This window comes from Bradyrhizobium acaciae (assembly GCF_020889785.1).
In the GTDB taxonomy this organism is placed as follows: Bacteria; Pseudomonadota; Alphaproteobacteria; order Rhizobiales; family Xanthobacteraceae; genus Bradyrhizobium; species Bradyrhizobium acaciae.
The window spans coordinates 1-15406 of the sequence record NZ_JACMYK010000073.1 but is presented as its reverse complement, the minus strand read 5'-3'; the positions used below and the strand labels follow the sequence as shown (position 1 = coordinate 15406).

The following is a 15406-nucleotide window of genomic DNA, read 5'->3' as shown; positions in this document are numbered from 1 at the left end:
GTCCGGGCCATCTGTAAAGGGCTATTGGCGCTGCGATTCTCCTGATTATATCGCACTGCCTTCGTTTACCGTTCGCTAAGAGGGCGCAGCGGTGCTAGCCCGGCTCAAAGCTCTGATTCCAAAGCTCTGATTCAATGGACCACACCACGCGCCCCAGCCCAGCCTCTGCATCGACGACGGGGGTCGTCGACGTGCTGGTGCCTGTCGCGCTGAACCAGACCTATTCCTACCGCGTGCCGCGCGGCATGGAGCTTGCGCCCGGCGACGTGATCTCTGTTCCGCTCGGGCCGCGCGAGGTCGTGGCCGTGGTGTGGGCCGAGAATGCCAGGCCCGATCCGCGGCTGCACAACCGGCTCAAGGACGTCAGCGAGAAGCTCGATGTTCCGCCGCTCCGAGCGGAGCTGCGCCAGCTGGTTGACTGGGTCTCCAACTATACGCTGTCGGCGCGCGGCATGGTGCTGCGGATGACGCTGCGGATGGGCGAGAACCTCGGGCCGGAGCGGATGCGGCTCGGGGTGCGGCTGGTCGGCGAGCCGCCGCGGCGTCTGACCCCGGCACGGCGGCGGGTGATCGAGGTGCTGTCGGACGGCCTGCTGCATGGCAAGTCGGAGGCGGCGCGGGAGGCCGGCGTCAGTTCCGGCGTGATCGACGGCCTGGTCGACGAGGGCACGCTGACGGTCGAGGCGCTGCCGCCGCCGGCCGCGCCGCCCGTTCCGGATCCCTCCTATACGCAGCCGGATTTCTCGCGCGAGCAGCGCAGCGCGGTCGACGTGATGCGGACGCTGGCGGCGAGCGGCAGCTTTCATGTCGCGTTGCTCGACGGCGTCACCGGTTCCGGCAAGACCGAGGTCTATTTCGAGGCGATCGCCGAGAATATCCGCCGCGGCAAGCAGACCCTGATCCTGATGCCGGAGATCGCGCTGACCGGCCAGTTCCTCGACCGTTTCGCGCAGCGCTTCGGCGTGCGGCCGCTGGAATGGCATTCGGAGCTGACGCCGCGCACGCGGGCGCGAAACTGGGCCGCGATCTCCGAAGGCAAGGCGCCGGTCGTGGTCGGCGCCCGCTCGGCGCTGTTCCTGCCCTATGCCGATCTCGGTCTCATCATCGTCGATGAGGAACACGACCAGGCCTACAAGCAGGACGACGGCGCGCATTATCACGCGCGCGACATGGCGGTGGTCCGCGCCCATATCGCAAAGATCCCGATCGTGCTGGCATCGGCCACGCCGTCGGTCGAGAGCGAGGTCAATGCACGCAAGGGGCGCTACCAGCGCGTGGCGCTGCCGTCGCGCTTCGGCGGCCAGCACATGCCGCATATCGAGGCGATCGACATGCGCCGCGCCCCGCCGCCGCGCGGACGCTTCATCTCGCCTGTGCTGGCCGAGCAGATTCGCCATGCGATCGAGCGCCGCGAGCAGGCACTGCTGTTCCTCAATCGGCGCGGCTATGCGCCGCTGACATTATGCCGCGCCTGCGGCCATCGCTTCGCCTGCACGATCTGCGACGCGTGGCTGGTCGACCATCGCTTCCGCCAGCGGCTGGTCTGTCATCACTGCGGTTTCTCGATGCCGCGCCCGAACATCTGCCCGCATTGCGCGGCCGAAGAATCGCTGGTCGCGGTCGGCCCCGGCGTCGAGCGTCTACAGGAAGAAGCCGCGAGTATCTTCCCCGAGGCACGCACCATGGTGCTGTCGAGCGATCTCATCACCTCGATCGAGACCATGCGCAGCGAGCTCAACGAGATCGCGGAGGGCCGCGTCGACATCATCATCGGCACGCAGCTGGTGGCGAAAGGGCACAACTTCCCGCGGCTCAATCTGGTTGGCGTCATCGACGCCGATCTCGGGCTGAGCAACGGCGATCCGCGCGCGTCCGAGCGCACGTTCCAGCTGTTGAACCAGGTGGTCGGCCGGGCCGGCCGCGAGCAGGGCCGCGGCGTCGGCTACCTGCAGACGCACCAGCCGGAACACCCCGTCATCAAGGCGCTGATCGCCAACGACCGCGAGGCGTTCTACGCCAGCGAGATCGACATCCGGGAGCGCACCGGCTACCCGCCGTTCGGCCGGCTGGCGAGCCTCATCATCTCCGCCGGTGACCGTCCGACGGCGGAAGGGTTTGCACGCAAGCTCGCCGCATTGGCGCCGCTCGATGAGCGGATCCAGGTGCTCGGCCCCGCCGAGGCGCCGCTTGCGGTCATCAAGGGTCGTTACCGATTCCGTCTGCTCGTGAAGTCGCTGCGCAATGTCGACCTGTCGCAATATCTGCGCGAATGGCTGGCAGCAGCGCCAAAGACCACGGGCAATCTGAAGCTCGAAGTCGACGTCGATCCGCAGAGCTTTCTGTAGAGGGCTTTGTCCTCTGTCATTGCGAGGAGCGAAGCGACGAAGCAATCCATGCGTCCGCAAATGGTGAAATGGATTGCTTCGCTCCGCTCGCAATGACGGCGGCTATCGGCACGGCAAAGAAAAAGCCTGCCGTCATTCGCGACGGCAGGCCTTTTGGCGCGAGGCAGGCCTCGCGGCCGTTACGCAACGCAACGCTTACTGAAGAGCTTAGGAAACGACCTCGGCAGTAACGCGGCCGACGCCGGCACCGGTCAGGCCGATGGCGCGGGCTGCGCCAGTGGAGAGGTCGAGCACGCGGCCGCGGATGAACGGGCCACGATCGTTGATGGTGACGACGACGCTGCGGCCGCCATGGGTGACGCGGACCCTGGTACCGAACGGCAGCGAGCGGTGGGCCGCGGTCATGGCGTTCTGGTTGAAGCGCTGGCCGGAAGCGGTGCGGCTGCCCGACTCATTGCCGTAGAACGAGGCCATCCCCGAGAACGTGTGGCCGCCGGACGGCTGGATCGATGCGTTGGCGTCGCGCCAGGACGAACCTTCGGCGCGGGCGTGATGATGGTGGTGACGATGATGCCTGGACTTCGCGGACGCCTCGGTCACGCTGCCCCCGACCAGGATAGTTGCGGCGACAAACGCAAGCGCCGTACGCGACCGGGTGACATTGCCCAGTGTCGCCTTCTTGATATTCAGCATTGATAAGACCCTCAGACAGTATTGCCGCTAACGCAGCAAGTGGAACCCCCGTCCCTTCGTTGACCAAGGCCGTTTGGTTTCGCAATGAGGCACGAATTGGGCAGTAAATCCCGATTGTCTCGGGCTGAAATATCTTGTTACCGCCTTGGGGTATTCAAGCTAGGTTCCGAAACCTTGTTCGTTAACTGATTTTTAACGATATTAATACTTTCGAATACTGATTAATCGAGCGGCGGTAAGTTTTAAGTAAGTAATCGCCAAATGAAACGACCGTGCGCCTCGGGTTCCTTGCGCGCTCGGCCATAGGCCCATGCAAATTTCGATGGAACAAAATCGCGACGGTGCGAATCGGTGCCCGTCGCGCTGAATTTCCGTGCGCCGAATTTCATGATTCGAGCGCCGGCCACGAGCGCCAAAAACCACGTGCGACAAGGCGGCTCTCACGATGCCGTCATGTTGCACCTGCGCGATGGCTATGTTAGCAAAGCCGCGATTTTAACGATCCCGGCACGTCCTGTGCCGGTCGAAAATCGAAGTCCCGCTTGAATTCCAAGGGCTTGGATCGCTAGGCGCTGCTTTGGTGGCGACGGTTTTTCCCTTGCGAGTTTGACAGCAAAAAAGAGCGAGCTCGTGGCTGCTGAAGATCCGTCCGTTTCGGGAGTGTCCGGTCGTTACGCAACGGCCCTGTTCGAGTTGGCGCGCGACGAGCAATCCGTCGATCAAGTCAGGGCCGACCTCGACAAGTTCGATGCCATGCTCAATGACAGCGCCGATCTCAAGCGCCTCGTGCGCAGCCCGGTGTTTTCCGCGGATGCCCAGCTGAAGGCGCTGACCGTGGTGCTCGACAAGGCCGGTATCTCCGGCACGTCGGCCAAATTCCTCAAGGTGCTTACCGCCAATCGCCGGCTGTTCGCAATTGCCGATGTGATCCGCGCCTATCGCGCGCTGGTGGCGAAGTTCAAGGGCGAGGCGACTGCGGAAGTCACCGTCGCCGAGCAGCTCAGTGACAAGAATCTCGACGCCCTGAAGACCGCACTGAAGTCAGTGACGGGCAAGGACGTCGCGCTCAACGTGAAGGTCGATCCCTCCATTATTGGTGGCCTGGTGGTCAAGCTCGGCAGCCGTATGGTGGATAGTTCGCTTCGCACCAAACTCAATTCGATCAAGAACGCGATGAAAGAGGCAGGCTGATGGACATCCGCGCCGCAGAAATTTCTGCGATCCTCAAGGACCAGATCAAGAATTTCGGCCAGGAAGCCGAGGTCACCGAAGTTGGCCAGGTGCTGTCGGTCGGTGACGGTATCGCCCGCGTCTACGGTCTCGACAACGTCCAGGCCGGTGAGATGGTCGAGTTCGAGAACGGCACGCGCGGCATGGCGCTCAACCTCGAAACCGACAACGTCGGTATCGTGATTTTCGGCGCCGACCGCGAGATCAAGGAAGGCCAGACCGTCAAGCGCACCCGCGCCATCGTGGACGCGCCGGTCGGCAAGGGCCTGCTCGGCCGCGTCGTCGACGCGCTGGGTAACCCGATCGACGGCAAGGGCCCGATCCAGGCCACCGAACGCAAGCGCGTCGACGTCAAGGCGCCCGGCATCATTCCGCGCAAGTCGGTGAACGAGCCGATGGCCACCGGCCTCAAGGCGATAGATGCGCTGATCCCGATCGGCCGCGGCCAGCGCGAGCTGATCATCGGCGACCGTCAGACCGGCAAGACCGCGATCGCGCTCGACACCATCCTGAACCAGAAGCCGCTCAACGCCCAGCCGGACGAGAGCCAGAAGCTGTATTGCGTCTACGTCGCGGTCGGCCAGAAGCGCTCCACGGTTGCGCAGTTCGTCAAGGTGCTCGAAGAGCAGGGCGCGCTGGAATACTCGATCGTCGTTGCGGCCACCGCGTCCGATCCGGCGCCGATGCAGTACATCGCGCCGTTCACCGGCTGCACGATGGGCGAATACTTCCGCGACAACGGCATGCACGCCGTGATCATCTATGACGATCTGTCCAAGCAGGCCGTCGCCTATCGCCAGATGTCGCTGCTGCTGCGCCGCCCGCCGGGCCGCGAAGCCTACCCGGGCGACGTGTTCTATCTGCATTCCCGCCTGCTCGAGCGCGCCGCCAAGCTCGGCAAGGACCATGGTTTGGGCTCGCTGACGGCGCTGCCGGTCATCGAAACCCAGGCCAACGACGTGTCGGCCTACATCCCGACCAACGTGATTTCGATCACCGACGGTCAGATCTTCCTGGAAACCGATCTGTTCTTCCAGGGCATCCGTCCCGCTGTGAACGTCGGTCTGTCGGTCTCGCGCGTCGGTTCGTCGGCGCAGACCAAGGCGACCAAGAAGGTCGCCGGCAAGATCAAGGGCGAGCTCGCGCAGTACCGCGAAATGGCGGCGTTCGCGCAGTTCGGCTCCGACCTCGACGCTTCGACCCAGCGCCTGCTCAACCGCGGTTCGCGCCTGACCGAGCTCCTGAAGCAGCCGCAGTTCTCGCCGCTGAAGATGGAAGAGCAGGTCTGCGTGATCTGGGCCGGCACCAACGGCTATCTCGATGCGCTTCCGCTCAACAAGGTGAAGGCTTTCGAGGATGGCTTGTTGTCGCTGCTGCGCGGCAAGCACGTCGAAATCCTGAACGCGATTCGCGACAGCCGCGATCTGTCCGACGACAGCGCCGCCAAGCTGAAGGCGGCGGTCGACGGCTTCGCCAAGACGTTTGCATAACGAATGGGGCGTCGCCCGGCTCGCTGCCGGGCGTGACGAACAGAGGCTTGCGATCTGACCATTGTGGTCGGATCGCCGGGGTGAACGAAGAATGGCGTCACTAAAAGACATGCGGGTCCGCATCGCCTCGACCAAGGCGACGCAGAAGATCACCAAGGCCATGCAGATGGTCGCAGCCTCCAAGCTGCGCCGCGCGCAGAACGCCGCCGAAGCGGCGCGGCCGTATGCCACCAAGATGGACGCGGTGATTTCCAACATCGCCGCCGCAGCCAATGGCTCGCCCGGCGCGCCGGCGCTGCTCGCGGGCACCGGCAGCGACCAGGTCCACCTGCTGCTGGTCTGCACCGGCGAGCGTGGCCTGTCCGGCGCTTTCAACTCCGCCATCGTGCGCCTGGCGCGCGAGCGGGCGAACACGCTGCTCGCACAGGGCAAGGAAGTCAAATTCTTCTGCGTCGGCCGCAAGGGCTACGAGCAGCTGCGGCGGACGTTCGAGAAGCGGATCGTCGAGCATCTCGACCTGCGCTCGGTGCGGCAGATCGGCTTCGTCAACGCCGAGGACATTGCCAACAAGGTGCTGGCGCGGTTCGAAGCCGGCGAGTTCGATGTCTGCACGCTGTTCTATTCGCGCTTCCAGTCGGTGATCGCACAGATCCCGACCGCGCAGCAGATCATCCCGCTCGAGGTCGCCGCGCCCGCCGCGGGCACGGCTCCTGCCACGTCTTATGAATATGAGCCGGAAGAGGACCAGATCCTCGGCACCCTGCTGCCGCGCAACCTCGCGGTGCAGGTCTTCCGCGCACTGCTTGAGAACAACGCCTCGTTCTATGGCGCGCAGATGAGCGCGATGGACAGCGCGACCCGCAATGCCGGCGAGATGATTCGCAAGCAAACCCTGATTTACAACCGAACCCGTCAGGCCCAGATCACGAAGGAGCTGATCGAGATCATCTCCGGCGCTGAGGCGGTCTAAGGCAGATTTTCGAAGGAGAACAGTCCATGGCTACAGCAGCCAACCAGATCGGTCGCGTTACCCAGGTCACGGGCGCCGTGGTCGACGTGCAGTTCGAAGGCCATCTTCCGGCGATTCTGAATGCGCTCGAGACCAAGAACGGCGGTAACCGCCTGGTGCTCGAAGTCGCGCAGCATCTCGGTGAATCGACCGTCCGCACCATCGCGATGGACATCACCGAAGGTCTGGTGCGCGGCCAGGAAGTGACCGACACCGGCGAACCGATCCGGGTGCCGGTCGGCGAAGGCACGCTCGGCCGCATCATCAACGTCATCGGCGAGCCGATCGACGAAGCCGGTCCGATCAAGTCCGAAGGCCTGCGCGCCATCCACCAGGAAGCGCCGAGCTATACCGATCAGTCGACCGAAGCCGAAATCCTCGTCACCGGCATCAAGGTCGTCGACCTTCTTGCTCCGTACGCGAAGGGCGGCAAGATCGGCCTGTTCGGCGGCGCCGGCGTCGGCAAGACCGTGCTGATTCAGGAGCTGATCAACAACGTCGCGAAGGCGCACGGCGGTTACTCGGTGTTCGCCGGCGTCGGCGAGCGTACCCGTGAAGGCAACGACCTCTATCACGAGTTCATCGAATCCAAGGTCAACGCCGATCCGCACAATCCGGATCCGAGCGTGAAGTCGAAGTGCGCACTGGTGTTCGGCCAGATGAACGAACCGCCGGGCGCCCGCGCCCGCGTCGGTCTGACCGGCCTGACCGTCGCCGAGCACTTCCGCGACCAGGGCCAGGACGTGCTGTTCTTCGTCGACAACATCTTCCGCTTCACCCAGGCGGGTTCGGAAGTGTCGGCGCTGCTCGGCCGTATTCCTTCGGCCGTGGGTTATCAGCCGACGCTCGCGACCGACATGGGCGCGCTGCAGGAGCGCATCACCACCACCCAGAAGGGCTCGATCACCTCGGTGCAGGCGATCTACGTGCCGGCCGACGACTTGACCGACCCGGCGCCCGCCACCTCGTTCGCGCACTTGGACGCCACCACGGTGCTGTCGCGCGCGATCTCGGAAAAGGGCATCTATCCGGCGGTGGACCCGCTCGACTCGACCTCGCGCATGCTCTCGGCGCTGGTCGTCGGTGAAGAGCACTACAACACCGCGCGTCTCGTCCAGCAGATCCTTCAGCGCTACAAGTCGCTGCAGGACATCATCGCCATTCTCGGCATGGACGAACTGTCGGAAGAGGACAAGCTGACGGTCGCCCGCGCCCGCAAGGTCGAGCGCTTCCTGTCGCAGCCGTTCCACGTCGCCGAAATCTTCACCGGTTCGCCGGGCAAGTTCGTCGACCTCGCCGACACCATCAAGGGCTTCCGCGATCTCTGCCAGGGCAAGTACGACCATCTGCCGGAAGCGGCGTTCTACATGGTCGGCACCATCGAAGAAGCCGTCGAGAAGGGCAAGAAGCTCGCCGCCGAAGCGGCTTAAGCTTTGGGATGTCGTCATCGCCGGACCTGATCCGGCGATCCATCGCACCAGAAGTATTTTGACTGATGGACCCGCGGGCCGAGCCCGCGGGTGACAGCGCAAAGAACGGAAAGACCATGGCCACCTTCCACTTCGATCTCGTCTCTCCCGAAAAGCTCGCCTTCTCCGGCGAGGTCGATCAGGTTGACGTTCCCGGTGTGGAGGGTGATTTCGGTGTGCTCGCCGGACACGCTCCGGTCGTCGCCACGGTTCGTCCGGGTATCCTGACGATCACGACCGCCGGCAAGCGTGAAAAGGTGATCGTGCTCGGCGGTCTTGCCGAGGTGTCGGACAAGGGCCTCACCGTGCTCGCCGACGTCGCGACCGCGATCGCGGATCTCGATCGTGCGAAGTTTGCCGAGACCATCGCCGAGATGCAGGAAAAGCTCGCGGAGCACGAGGGCACCGAACTCGACCACGCGATCGAGCGGCTCGATCACTTCAAGAGCATCCAGCACGAGCTCAACTCGACGGCCATGCACTAGGGCGCGGTTGCTGACCAGCGATCGCGCCTTTGCGTCGAGTGAGCCGGCCGCCTTTCTGAAATCGCTCACACTTTTCCAGTCATCGCCTGCAAAGGCTTGAACGATTCAACGCCCGCCGCACCTTGCGGGCGCTGAATGCTTGTTGCGCCTGCGAGCGTCTGGCGGCATTCTCTCGGCATATTTTCTGGGTTCCGGGGCTGGCACTCATGAAGCGCAAGATCGCAGCGATCTTTGCGGCCGATATTGCAGGCTATAGTCGATTGGTTGCCGAGGATGAGGACGCTGCGGCGGCTCGCCTCCTAGCGGCAGGTCACCGACGACTTCATTGCAAAGGGCGGTGGCCGCATCTTCAACACCGCGGGCGACGCGGTGCTTGCGGAATTCCCCAGCGCCGTCGAAGCCGTGCGTTGCGCGATCGACATCCAGGAAAGCCTGCGCACGCGGACGTCTTCGTGGTGCCGGTTCCGGCCACGTTGCGCGTGACCGGCTTCTTCAAGGCGGCGGACAGCTCGGTCATCACGCCGGGCGAGCGCAGCGACGTCGCACGAAAGCTCGCCGACGCGACGGCAGGCTGGAATGCGGTCGCAGTCGGCACGCAGGGTCGGCCGGGATTGGGATTGAAGGCGGAGAACGAGCAGAGCGCCGTCAATGCTGCGCTCGGTGACTGCGCCAGGCGCGACAGCGATTGTCATGTCATCGCGATCGGTCCGTTCACGGTCGGCCCGAACTAAAGAGCGATCCGGAGAATGTGAAGCAGCTTACAGCGTGGATCGTGCACAGATGACAAGCTGCGGCGCGATGACGAATCGACCTGGTCGCATCGCGATTTACCACCGACATGACGGACACGATGCTGTGCTGACTTTCTCCACCGAGGCTCTCCGCCCGCAGGACCGATTTGAGCATTGGTGCGACGTGCGCGGCAAAAGCCTGTTCGGGGTCACCATCGAGCTCGAGCGCGACAGGCGGCCCGATTTCCGCGGGCGCTTTTCCGCGACACCGGTCGGCGATGCCATGCTGGCGGAAATGTCGGCGTCCTCCTACCGTGTCAGCCGGACCTCGTCCGACATCGCCCGCGTCCCGAGCAACAGCCTGCATCTCGCTTGGCAAGTGCGCGGCCCAGGCCACATGAATATCGGCCGCGACCGCGTCCAGTGGGTGGGCAACGGGGATCTGGTGTTCGGCCACTCCAATCTTCCGTTTGCGTCAACGCCCGACCGGACCGATGGCTTCCACTTCTTCAGCCTCAAGATTCCCGTCACCAGCGACCTCGTGCTTGGGGCGCGGATCGAGGACGTCCCGCCGGTCATGCTGGCGCGTGATGCGCGCGTGACGCGCCTTGTCGGCGCCATGTTCCGCTCCATGACACGCGATCCGGCGCAAGCCGGTCAGTTTCCCGGCGAGGTTACGCATATGGTGCGGCTGGCGCTGCTTGCGCGCGGACGCCTGCGGCCGCGCCTGGATGAGATCCGTGCCGCGCTGCATGCGGGCTATCTCCATGCTGCGCACGAAATCCTGCGGCGCGATCTGCATCGCGCCTCGCTCACGCCGGCCGCGGTCGCCACCGAGCTCGGCATTTCGCTGCGGCAATTGCATGCGCTGTTCGAGCCGACCGGCCTGTCGTTCGCGCGGACACTGACGGCGACGAGGTTGCAGGAGGCGAGGCGGCTTCTCTACGCTGCGCAGGAACGCGGCATCGACGAGATCGCGTTTGCGTGCGGCTTCGACAGCATCGCGACCTTCTATCGCGTCTTCCGCGCGACCTACGGCATGACGCCGGGCGATGCGCGGCGCATTCCGCCGCCAGATCGGGATGACGTTTCTTGGAATCGTCATCCAGCCCTGGCTCTTTAGTTCGAGCATGCTTTCCGCGCAAACGCATTCGCGTTTGTCGCGATGGAAAACCGCTACACACTTTTCCGGATCATGCGCCGGATCAGCCGGCGAATTCCGCGAACCGGGCCGCCACCGCGCGATAGACGTCGCGGCGGAACGGCACCACGAGATCGGCGACGCGATCGAGGCGCTCCCAGCGCCATTGATCGAACTCGGCGGGCTGGCCGTTGCGCGGCGTCAACGGGTCGATCTCCTCGTCGCGTCCGGTGAAGCGCAGCGCAAACCATTTCTGGCGCTGGCCGCGGAATTTGGCCAGCCGGTGCGACGCCGGTCCGTCATAGGCAGGGAATTCGTAAGTCATCCAGTCGGTCTCGCCGAGATAGTCGGCGTTGACGGCTCCGGTCTCTTCCCACAATTCGCGCATCACGGCCTGCCGCGGATCCTCGCCCGCATCGATGCCGCCCTGCGGCATCTGCCATTCGAGGCCGGGCAACACGATCTCCGGACCGTCGTCCTTGATCCGGTGACCGATCAGCACGCGTCCGTCGCCGTTGAACAGCGCGATGCCCACATTGGGGCGATAGGGCTTATCTGATGACATCTCGATAGCTGCGCGTCGTGTGGGTCTATTTGGCCGCCAGACCGGCGAATTCCTTCACGACGCGCTCATAGACCGGCCGCTTGAACGGCACAATCAGCTCCGGCAGATTCTTCATCGGCTCCCAGCGCCAGGTGATGAATTCGGCCTTGTGGCCGCCGCCGGGGTTGGCGACGTTGATCTCGTTCTCGTCGCCGGTGAAGCGCAACGCGAACCATTTCTGCCGCTGGCCGCGATAGCGTCCCTTCCAGGCCCGGCCGGCGACAGTGCGCGGGATATCGTAGATCAGCCAGTCCGAGACCTCGCCGAGCTTCTCCACCGACTTGATGCTGGTTTCTTCGTAGAGCTCGCGCCGCGCGGCCTGAAACGTATCCTCGCCGGGATCGACGCCGCCTTGCGGCATCTGCCAGACATGCGCATCGTCGACATGCTCGATGCCGCCCGCGCGGCGGCCGATGAAGACCAGTCCGGCTGCATTCAGCAGCATGATGCCGACGCAGGTTCGATAGGGCAGGTCTTCATAACGTGCCATGCTGCCGCTACCTCGCAGTTCCCGGCGCCGCCGGACCCGGCCCCCCGGCAAGGTCTCGGACTGCACCAACAGATTGATCTCTAGCCCGATTTTGATTTCAGCATCGCCGTTGTCAATGGCACAAGCATAATGCCCTTGGAGTCCAGGGTCTTGAGCCAGGCGCCGAGCCGCTCGATCGAGACCGGCAGCGCCGAGGCGACACCCACGGCGGTGCCACGTTCCTTGGCGATGGTTTCCAGCTTGACCAACGCACGGTCGATTTCCGCCGACGTCGGCACCGCGTCGATGGCGAAATCGGCTTTGGCGAACGGCAGTGACTGGCCCGCCGAGAGCGTCTGCGCGACGCTGCGCGGGGTGGAACCGTCGTCGAAAAAGCTCAGGCCGCGCTTGGCCGCTTCGCGCACGATGGGCTGCATCACCGGATCGGTCGCGACGAAGCGGGCGCCCATGAAGTTGGCGATCCCGGCATAGCCCTGCAGGCGGCTCAGGTGCCAGTAGAGGCGGTCGAGATTCTGCTCGCTGCTCAATGTGGTCAGCAGCGTCTGCGGGCCCGGGTCGTTATCGGGATAGTCGAACGGCTCCATCGGGATCTGCAGCAGGATCTCGTGGCGCTGCGTCCGGGCGCGTTCCGCAAGCTTGCCGGGGTCGGCGCCATAGGGCGTGAAGGCCAGCGTTACGGCCGGCGGCAGCTTCATGATGGCGTCGGTGGTCTTGGCGGCGCCGACGCCGAGGCCGGCGACCACGATGGCGACCACCGGCATCCGGGCGGCCTTGGCGCGGTCGGCCTCGGCGGCATAGACGGTGAACGGCTTCAGGCCATCGGCAACCACGGGGATCATGCCGTAGCGCGATTTTTCCAGGAGGCGCGGGTCGATCCCGGTCATCGCGACCGGTGGCGAATCGCCATCCGCCTTCTCAGCGGGATCGCCGGCGCCGATCACGACGTCCTGGCGCTTGCCGCTGGAGCCGTCGATGATGGTGACGGTTTTGGCGTCGCTGGCTGCGGCCGGCGCCTTGGCGACGGATTTGACCGCCGGCTCGGCCGTCTGGCCGGCCGGGGCGTGCTTGTCGTCGGTGGCTGCGGGCGGGGGATTGCGCAGCGTGACGCGGGCCATCGGCTCGCCGCCGAGCGGATTGTCGTTGAACAGGGCGATGCCGGCGAAGCCGACCAGCACGAGGCCGAGCAGCACGGCGAGCGCCTGCATCGCCGTGAACGGCAGGCGGAAACGGCGCGTCCTGCCCGCAGTGTTCTGCCCAAGCGGCGTGCTCAGTTCGTCGGCCGCTTCTGCCATGACCCTCCCCGAATCAACAGCGCGAACGATAGCACGATGCAGTGCATTCCCGCGCGCCGCGCTCTCCGTCAAAGCCCGGTTACGGGTGGACATCCGAAAACAGAAAGGGCGACCCGAGGGCCGCCCTTTCGCCGAATCGATTGGATTGGATTTAGTTCGCGGACTTGTTGGCCGGCTTGTCGACGGCGGCCTTGTCGCCGGGCGCCTTGTCACCGGACGGGGTGGCCGGTGCCGGCGTGGCGTTCGAGGTCGACTTGATGCCATGCAGCAGGTCGTCGGCCATCTTCAGCGCCTTGTCGTCCTTGGCGTCCGGCGGGACGTAGGACTGCGAGCCGGTCTTCTCGTCGCCATCGTTCTTCAGATGGCCGCGCAGCGAGGCTTCGCCCTTGGTGTCGGTGCGCGCCTTCAGCTCTTCCGGCACGTCCTGCAGCACCTCGATATCGGGCACGATACCCTTGGCCTGGATCGACTTGCCCGACGGCGTGTAATAGCGCGCGGTGGTCAGGCGCAGTGCGCCGTTGCCCGAGCCGAGCGGGATGATGGTCTGAACCGAACCCTTGCCGAACGAACGGGTGCCGACTAGCGTCGCACGCTTGTGGTCCTGCAGCGCGCCGGCGACGATTTCGGAAGCCGACGCCGAGCCGCCGTTGATCAGCACGATGACCGGCTTGCCCTTGGTCAGGTCGCCCGGATGGGCGGCGCGGCGCTGGGTTTCCTCGGCGTTGCGGCCGCGGGTCGAGACGATCTCGCCACGCTCCAGGAAGGAGTCGGACACGGTGACCGCTTCTTCAAGCAGGCCGCCGGGGTTGTTGCGGAGGTCGATGATGTAGCCCTTCAGCTTGTCGCCGATCTGGCTCTGCAGGTTCGCGACCTCCTTCTTCAGGCCTTCAGTGGTCTGCTCGTTGAAGGTGGTGATGCGGATATAGGCGATGTCGTCGGCCTCGACCCGCGCTCGCACCGAGCGGACGCGGATGTTGTCGCGCACCAGCGTGACGTCGATCGGATTGTCCTGGCCCTTGCGGATGATCTTGAGCTTGATCTTGGTGTTGACCGGACCGCGCATCTTCTCGACGGCCTGGTTCAGCGTCAGGCCCTGCACGGCCTCGTCGTCGAGGTTGGTGATGATGTCGTTGGCCATGATGCCAGCCTTCGAGGCCGGGGTGTCGTCGATCGGCGAGACGACCTTGATCAGCCCGTCTTCCATCGTGACTTCGATGCCGAGGCCGCCGAACTCGCCGCGGGTCTGCACCTGCATGTCGCGGAAGCTCTTGGCATCCATGTAGCTCGAGTGCGGGTCGAGGCCGGACAGCATGCCGGAGATTGCGGATTCGACCAGCTTGCTGTCATCGGGCTTCTCGACATAGTCGCTGCGCACGCGCTCGAACACGTCGCCGAAAAGGTTGAGCTGGCGGTAGGTGTCCGACGTCGCGGCACGCGCGCTCGATCCCATCAGCACAGCGCGGGGCTGCGTGACGAAAAGCGTCAGGGCCGCGCCGGTGGCGGCGCTAAGGAGAATTACCGAAGTCTTGCGCATCATCCGCGAACCTTTTCGCCTTCATTTGCGGCCCACCATGGACCTGGATCGATTGGAGTGCCGTCTTTCCGGAACTCGACATAGAGCACTGGCTGGCTCGCATTGGTCGCAAGAATGGATGCGACTTGGGATGTCGACCCCATGGTCGCGACCGGCTCCCCCGTAAGTACAAACTGGCCGATGTTTACCGAAATTCGCTCCATCCCGGCGATCAGGACATGATACCCGCCCCCGGCATTGAGGATCAAGAGTTGTCCATAGCTGCGGAAAGGACCAGCGTAAACAACCCAGCCGTCACACGGGGTTGTGACCTGGGCGCCGGGCTTGGCTGCCAAAGAAATGCCTTTTTGTACGCCCCCCGCGCCGTCGGAACCGCCGAATTCGCGAATCTTGGTGCCGTTTACGGGATAGGAGAACAGGCCTTTGGCCGAGGCGAAGGCGACCGCCGGGCTCATGCGGGCCGGGTCCTTCAAGGCGCCCAGATTCGGCTTGCCGTTAACCGTCGCCGGGGCCCCCTGGAGGCTGGCCGTGGCGGCCGCCTTGGCCGCGCTCTTGAGGTCCTGCTCCATCTTGGCGATCAGGCCCTGCAGATCGGCGGCCTGCTTGGACAGCGCAATGGCGCGGGCGCCTTCGGCCTCCATGTCCTTCTCGGCCGTGCTCTGCTGCCGCTGCCGCTCGTCGACCAGCGCCGCAAGGCGGGTCTGGTCTTCCCTCAGCTTGTCACGATCGGCCGCCATCGCATCGCGCTCGGTCGAGATGGTCTTGCGCAGCGCGACCAGCTCGCCGAGATCGGCCGCAAGCTTCTCGGCGCGGACGCGCAACTCCGGCACCACGGCGCCGAGCAGCATCGCGGTGCGCAGCGATTGCAGCGCGTCCTCGGGCCGCACCAGCAG

Annotated in this window: 14 protein-coding genes and 1 pseudogene; 9 read left to right on the top strand and 6 right to left on the bottom strand. The window is 64.7% G+C overall.

Annotated features, from left to right (window positions below):
- Window positions 1-134: 134 nt before the first annotated feature.
- Window positions 135-2345, top strand: coding sequence for a primosomal protein N' (locus H8A92_RS24615; RefSeq protein ID WP_229198163.1), 2211 nt, complete (start codon window positions 135-137; stop codon window positions 2343-2345).
- 207 nt (window positions 2346-2552) lie between these two features.
- Here the strand turns inward: H8A92_RS24615 and H8A92_RS24610 are convergent, their stop codons facing one another.
- A complete protein-coding gene (locus H8A92_RS24610; RefSeq protein ID WP_229198162.1) occupies window positions 2553-3038 on the bottom strand; it encodes a septal ring lytic transglycosylase RlpA family protein in 486 nt (161 codons plus the stop codon).
- 630 nt (window positions 3039-3668) lie between these two features.
- Here H8A92_RS24610 and H8A92_RS24605 point away from each other — a divergent pair.
- From H8A92_RS24605 to H8A92_RS24575, 8 genes and pseudogenes are all read left to right on the top strand, one after another.
- Window positions 3669-4229 (top strand): F0F1 ATP synthase subunit delta, encoded by a 561-nt coding sequence (locus H8A92_RS24605; RefSeq protein ID WP_229198161.1) that lies wholly within the window; start codon window positions 3669-3671, stop codon window positions 4227-4229.
- Entirely contained in the window at window positions 4229-5758 is a 1530-nt protein-coding gene (atpA, locus tag H8A92_RS24600) for a F0F1 ATP synthase subunit alpha (protein ID WP_050400871.1), read from the top strand. The genes H8A92_RS24605 and atpA overlap by 1 nt, the downstream gene beginning before the upstream one ends.
- 91 nt (window positions 5759-5849) lie before the next feature.
- Window positions 5850-6728, top strand: a complete 879-nt coding sequence (locus tag H8A92_RS24595) for a F0F1 ATP synthase subunit gamma (protein WP_229198160.1) — start codon at window positions 5850-5852, stop codon at window positions 6726-6728.
- Window positions 6729-6754: 26 nt separating this feature from the next.
- Entirely contained in the window at window positions 6755-8197 is a 1443-nt protein-coding gene (atpD, locus tag H8A92_RS24590) for a F0F1 ATP synthase subunit beta (protein WP_163150765.1), read from the top strand.
- Window positions 8198-8313: 116 nt separating this feature from the next.
- Window positions 8314-8721, top strand: coding sequence for a F0F1 ATP synthase subunit epsilon (locus H8A92_RS24585; RefSeq protein ID WP_229198159.1), 408 nt, complete (start codon window positions 8314-8316; stop codon window positions 8719-8721).
- Window positions 8722-8927: 206 nt separating this feature from the next.
- Window positions 8928-9177, top strand: a pseudogene (locus H8A92_RS41200) (nucleotidyl cyclase domain-containing protein); the annotation flags it as partial.
- A complete protein-coding gene (locus H8A92_RS24580; protein ID WP_229198158.1) occupies window positions 9174-9452 on the top strand; it encodes a hypothetical protein in 279 nt (92 codons plus the stop codon). The pseudogene H8A92_RS41200 and the gene H8A92_RS24580, both read left to right, overlap by 4 nt.
- Before the next feature lie 124 nt (window positions 9453-9576).
- Window positions 9577-10575, top strand: a complete 999-nt coding sequence (locus tag H8A92_RS24575) for a helix-turn-helix transcriptional regulator (RefSeq protein ID WP_229198174.1) — start codon at window positions 9577-9579, stop codon at window positions 10573-10575.
- A gap of 82 nt (window positions 10576-10657) precedes the next feature.
- Here H8A92_RS24575 and H8A92_RS24570 read toward each other — a convergent pair whose 3' ends face one another.
- From H8A92_RS24570 to H8A92_RS24550, 5 genes are all read right to left on the bottom strand, one after another.
- A complete protein-coding gene (locus H8A92_RS24570) occupies window positions 10658-11158 on the bottom strand; it encodes an RNA pyrophosphohydrolase (protein ID WP_229198157.1) in 501 nt (166 codons plus the stop codon).
- A gap of 25 nt (window positions 11159-11183) precedes the next feature.
- Window positions 11184-11687: an RNA pyrophosphohydrolase gene (locus H8A92_RS24565; RefSeq protein ID WP_229183078.1), complete on the bottom strand. Its 504-nt coding sequence runs from the start codon at window positions 11685-11687 to the stop codon at window positions 11184-11186.
- A gap of 80 nt (window positions 11688-11767) precedes the next feature.
- Complete coding sequence (locus tag H8A92_RS24560; protein ID WP_229198156.1) at window positions 11768-12979, bottom strand: divergent polysaccharide deacetylase family protein; 1212 nt, start codon at window positions 12977-12979, stop codon at window positions 11768-11770.
- Between the two features lie 151 nt (window positions 12980-13130).
- Entirely contained in the window at window positions 13131-14516 is a 1386-nt protein-coding gene (locus H8A92_RS24555; RefSeq protein WP_229198155.1) for a S41 family peptidase, read from the bottom strand.
- Window positions 14513-15406 (bottom strand): murein hydrolase activator EnvC family protein (locus H8A92_RS24550; protein WP_229198154.1); only part of this gene is annotated, 894 nt, incomplete at its 5' end. The genes H8A92_RS24550 and H8A92_RS24555, both read right to left, overlap by 4 nt.

Bases quoted from the DNA above. Each gene is read 5' to 3' on its own strand.
- H8A92_RS24555 (WP_229198155.1), bottom strand. From the start codon at position 14,516: ATGATGCGCAAGACTTCGGTAATTCTCCTTAGCGCCGCCACCGGCGCG.
- H8A92_RS24595 (WP_229198160.1), top strand. From the start codon at position 5,850: ATGGCGTCACTAAAAGACATGCGGGTCCGCATCGCCTCGACCAAGGCG.
- H8A92_RS24565 (WP_229183078.1), bottom strand. From the start codon at position 11,687: ATGGCACGTTATGAAGACCTGCCCTATCGAACCTGCGTCGGCATCATG.
- H8A92_RS24585 (WP_229198159.1), top strand. From the start codon at position 8,314: ATGGCCACCTTCCACTTCGATCTCGTCTCTCCCGAAAAGCTCGCCTTC.
- H8A92_RS24610 (WP_229198162.1), bottom strand. From the start codon at position 3,038: ATGCTGAATATCAAGAAGGCGACACTGGGCAATGTCACCCGGTCGCGT.
- atpD (WP_163150765.1), top strand. From the start codon at position 6,755: ATGGCTACAGCAGCCAACCAGATCGGTCGCGTTACCCAGGTCACGGGC.
- H8A92_RS24560 (WP_229198156.1), bottom strand. From the start codon at position 12,979: ATGGCAGAAGCGGCCGACGAACTGAGCACGCCGCTTGGGCAGAACACT.
- H8A92_RS24570 (WP_229198157.1), bottom strand. From the start codon at position 11,158: ATGTCATCAGATAAGCCCTATCGCCCCAATGTGGGCATCGCGCTGTTC.
- atpA (WP_050400871.1), top strand. From the start codon at position 4,229: ATGGACATCCGCGCCGCAGAAATTTCTGCGATCCTCAAGGACCAGATC.
- H8A92_RS24615 (WP_229198163.1), top strand. From the start codon at position 135: ATGGACCACACCACGCGCCCCAGCCCAGCCTCTGCATCGACGACGGGG.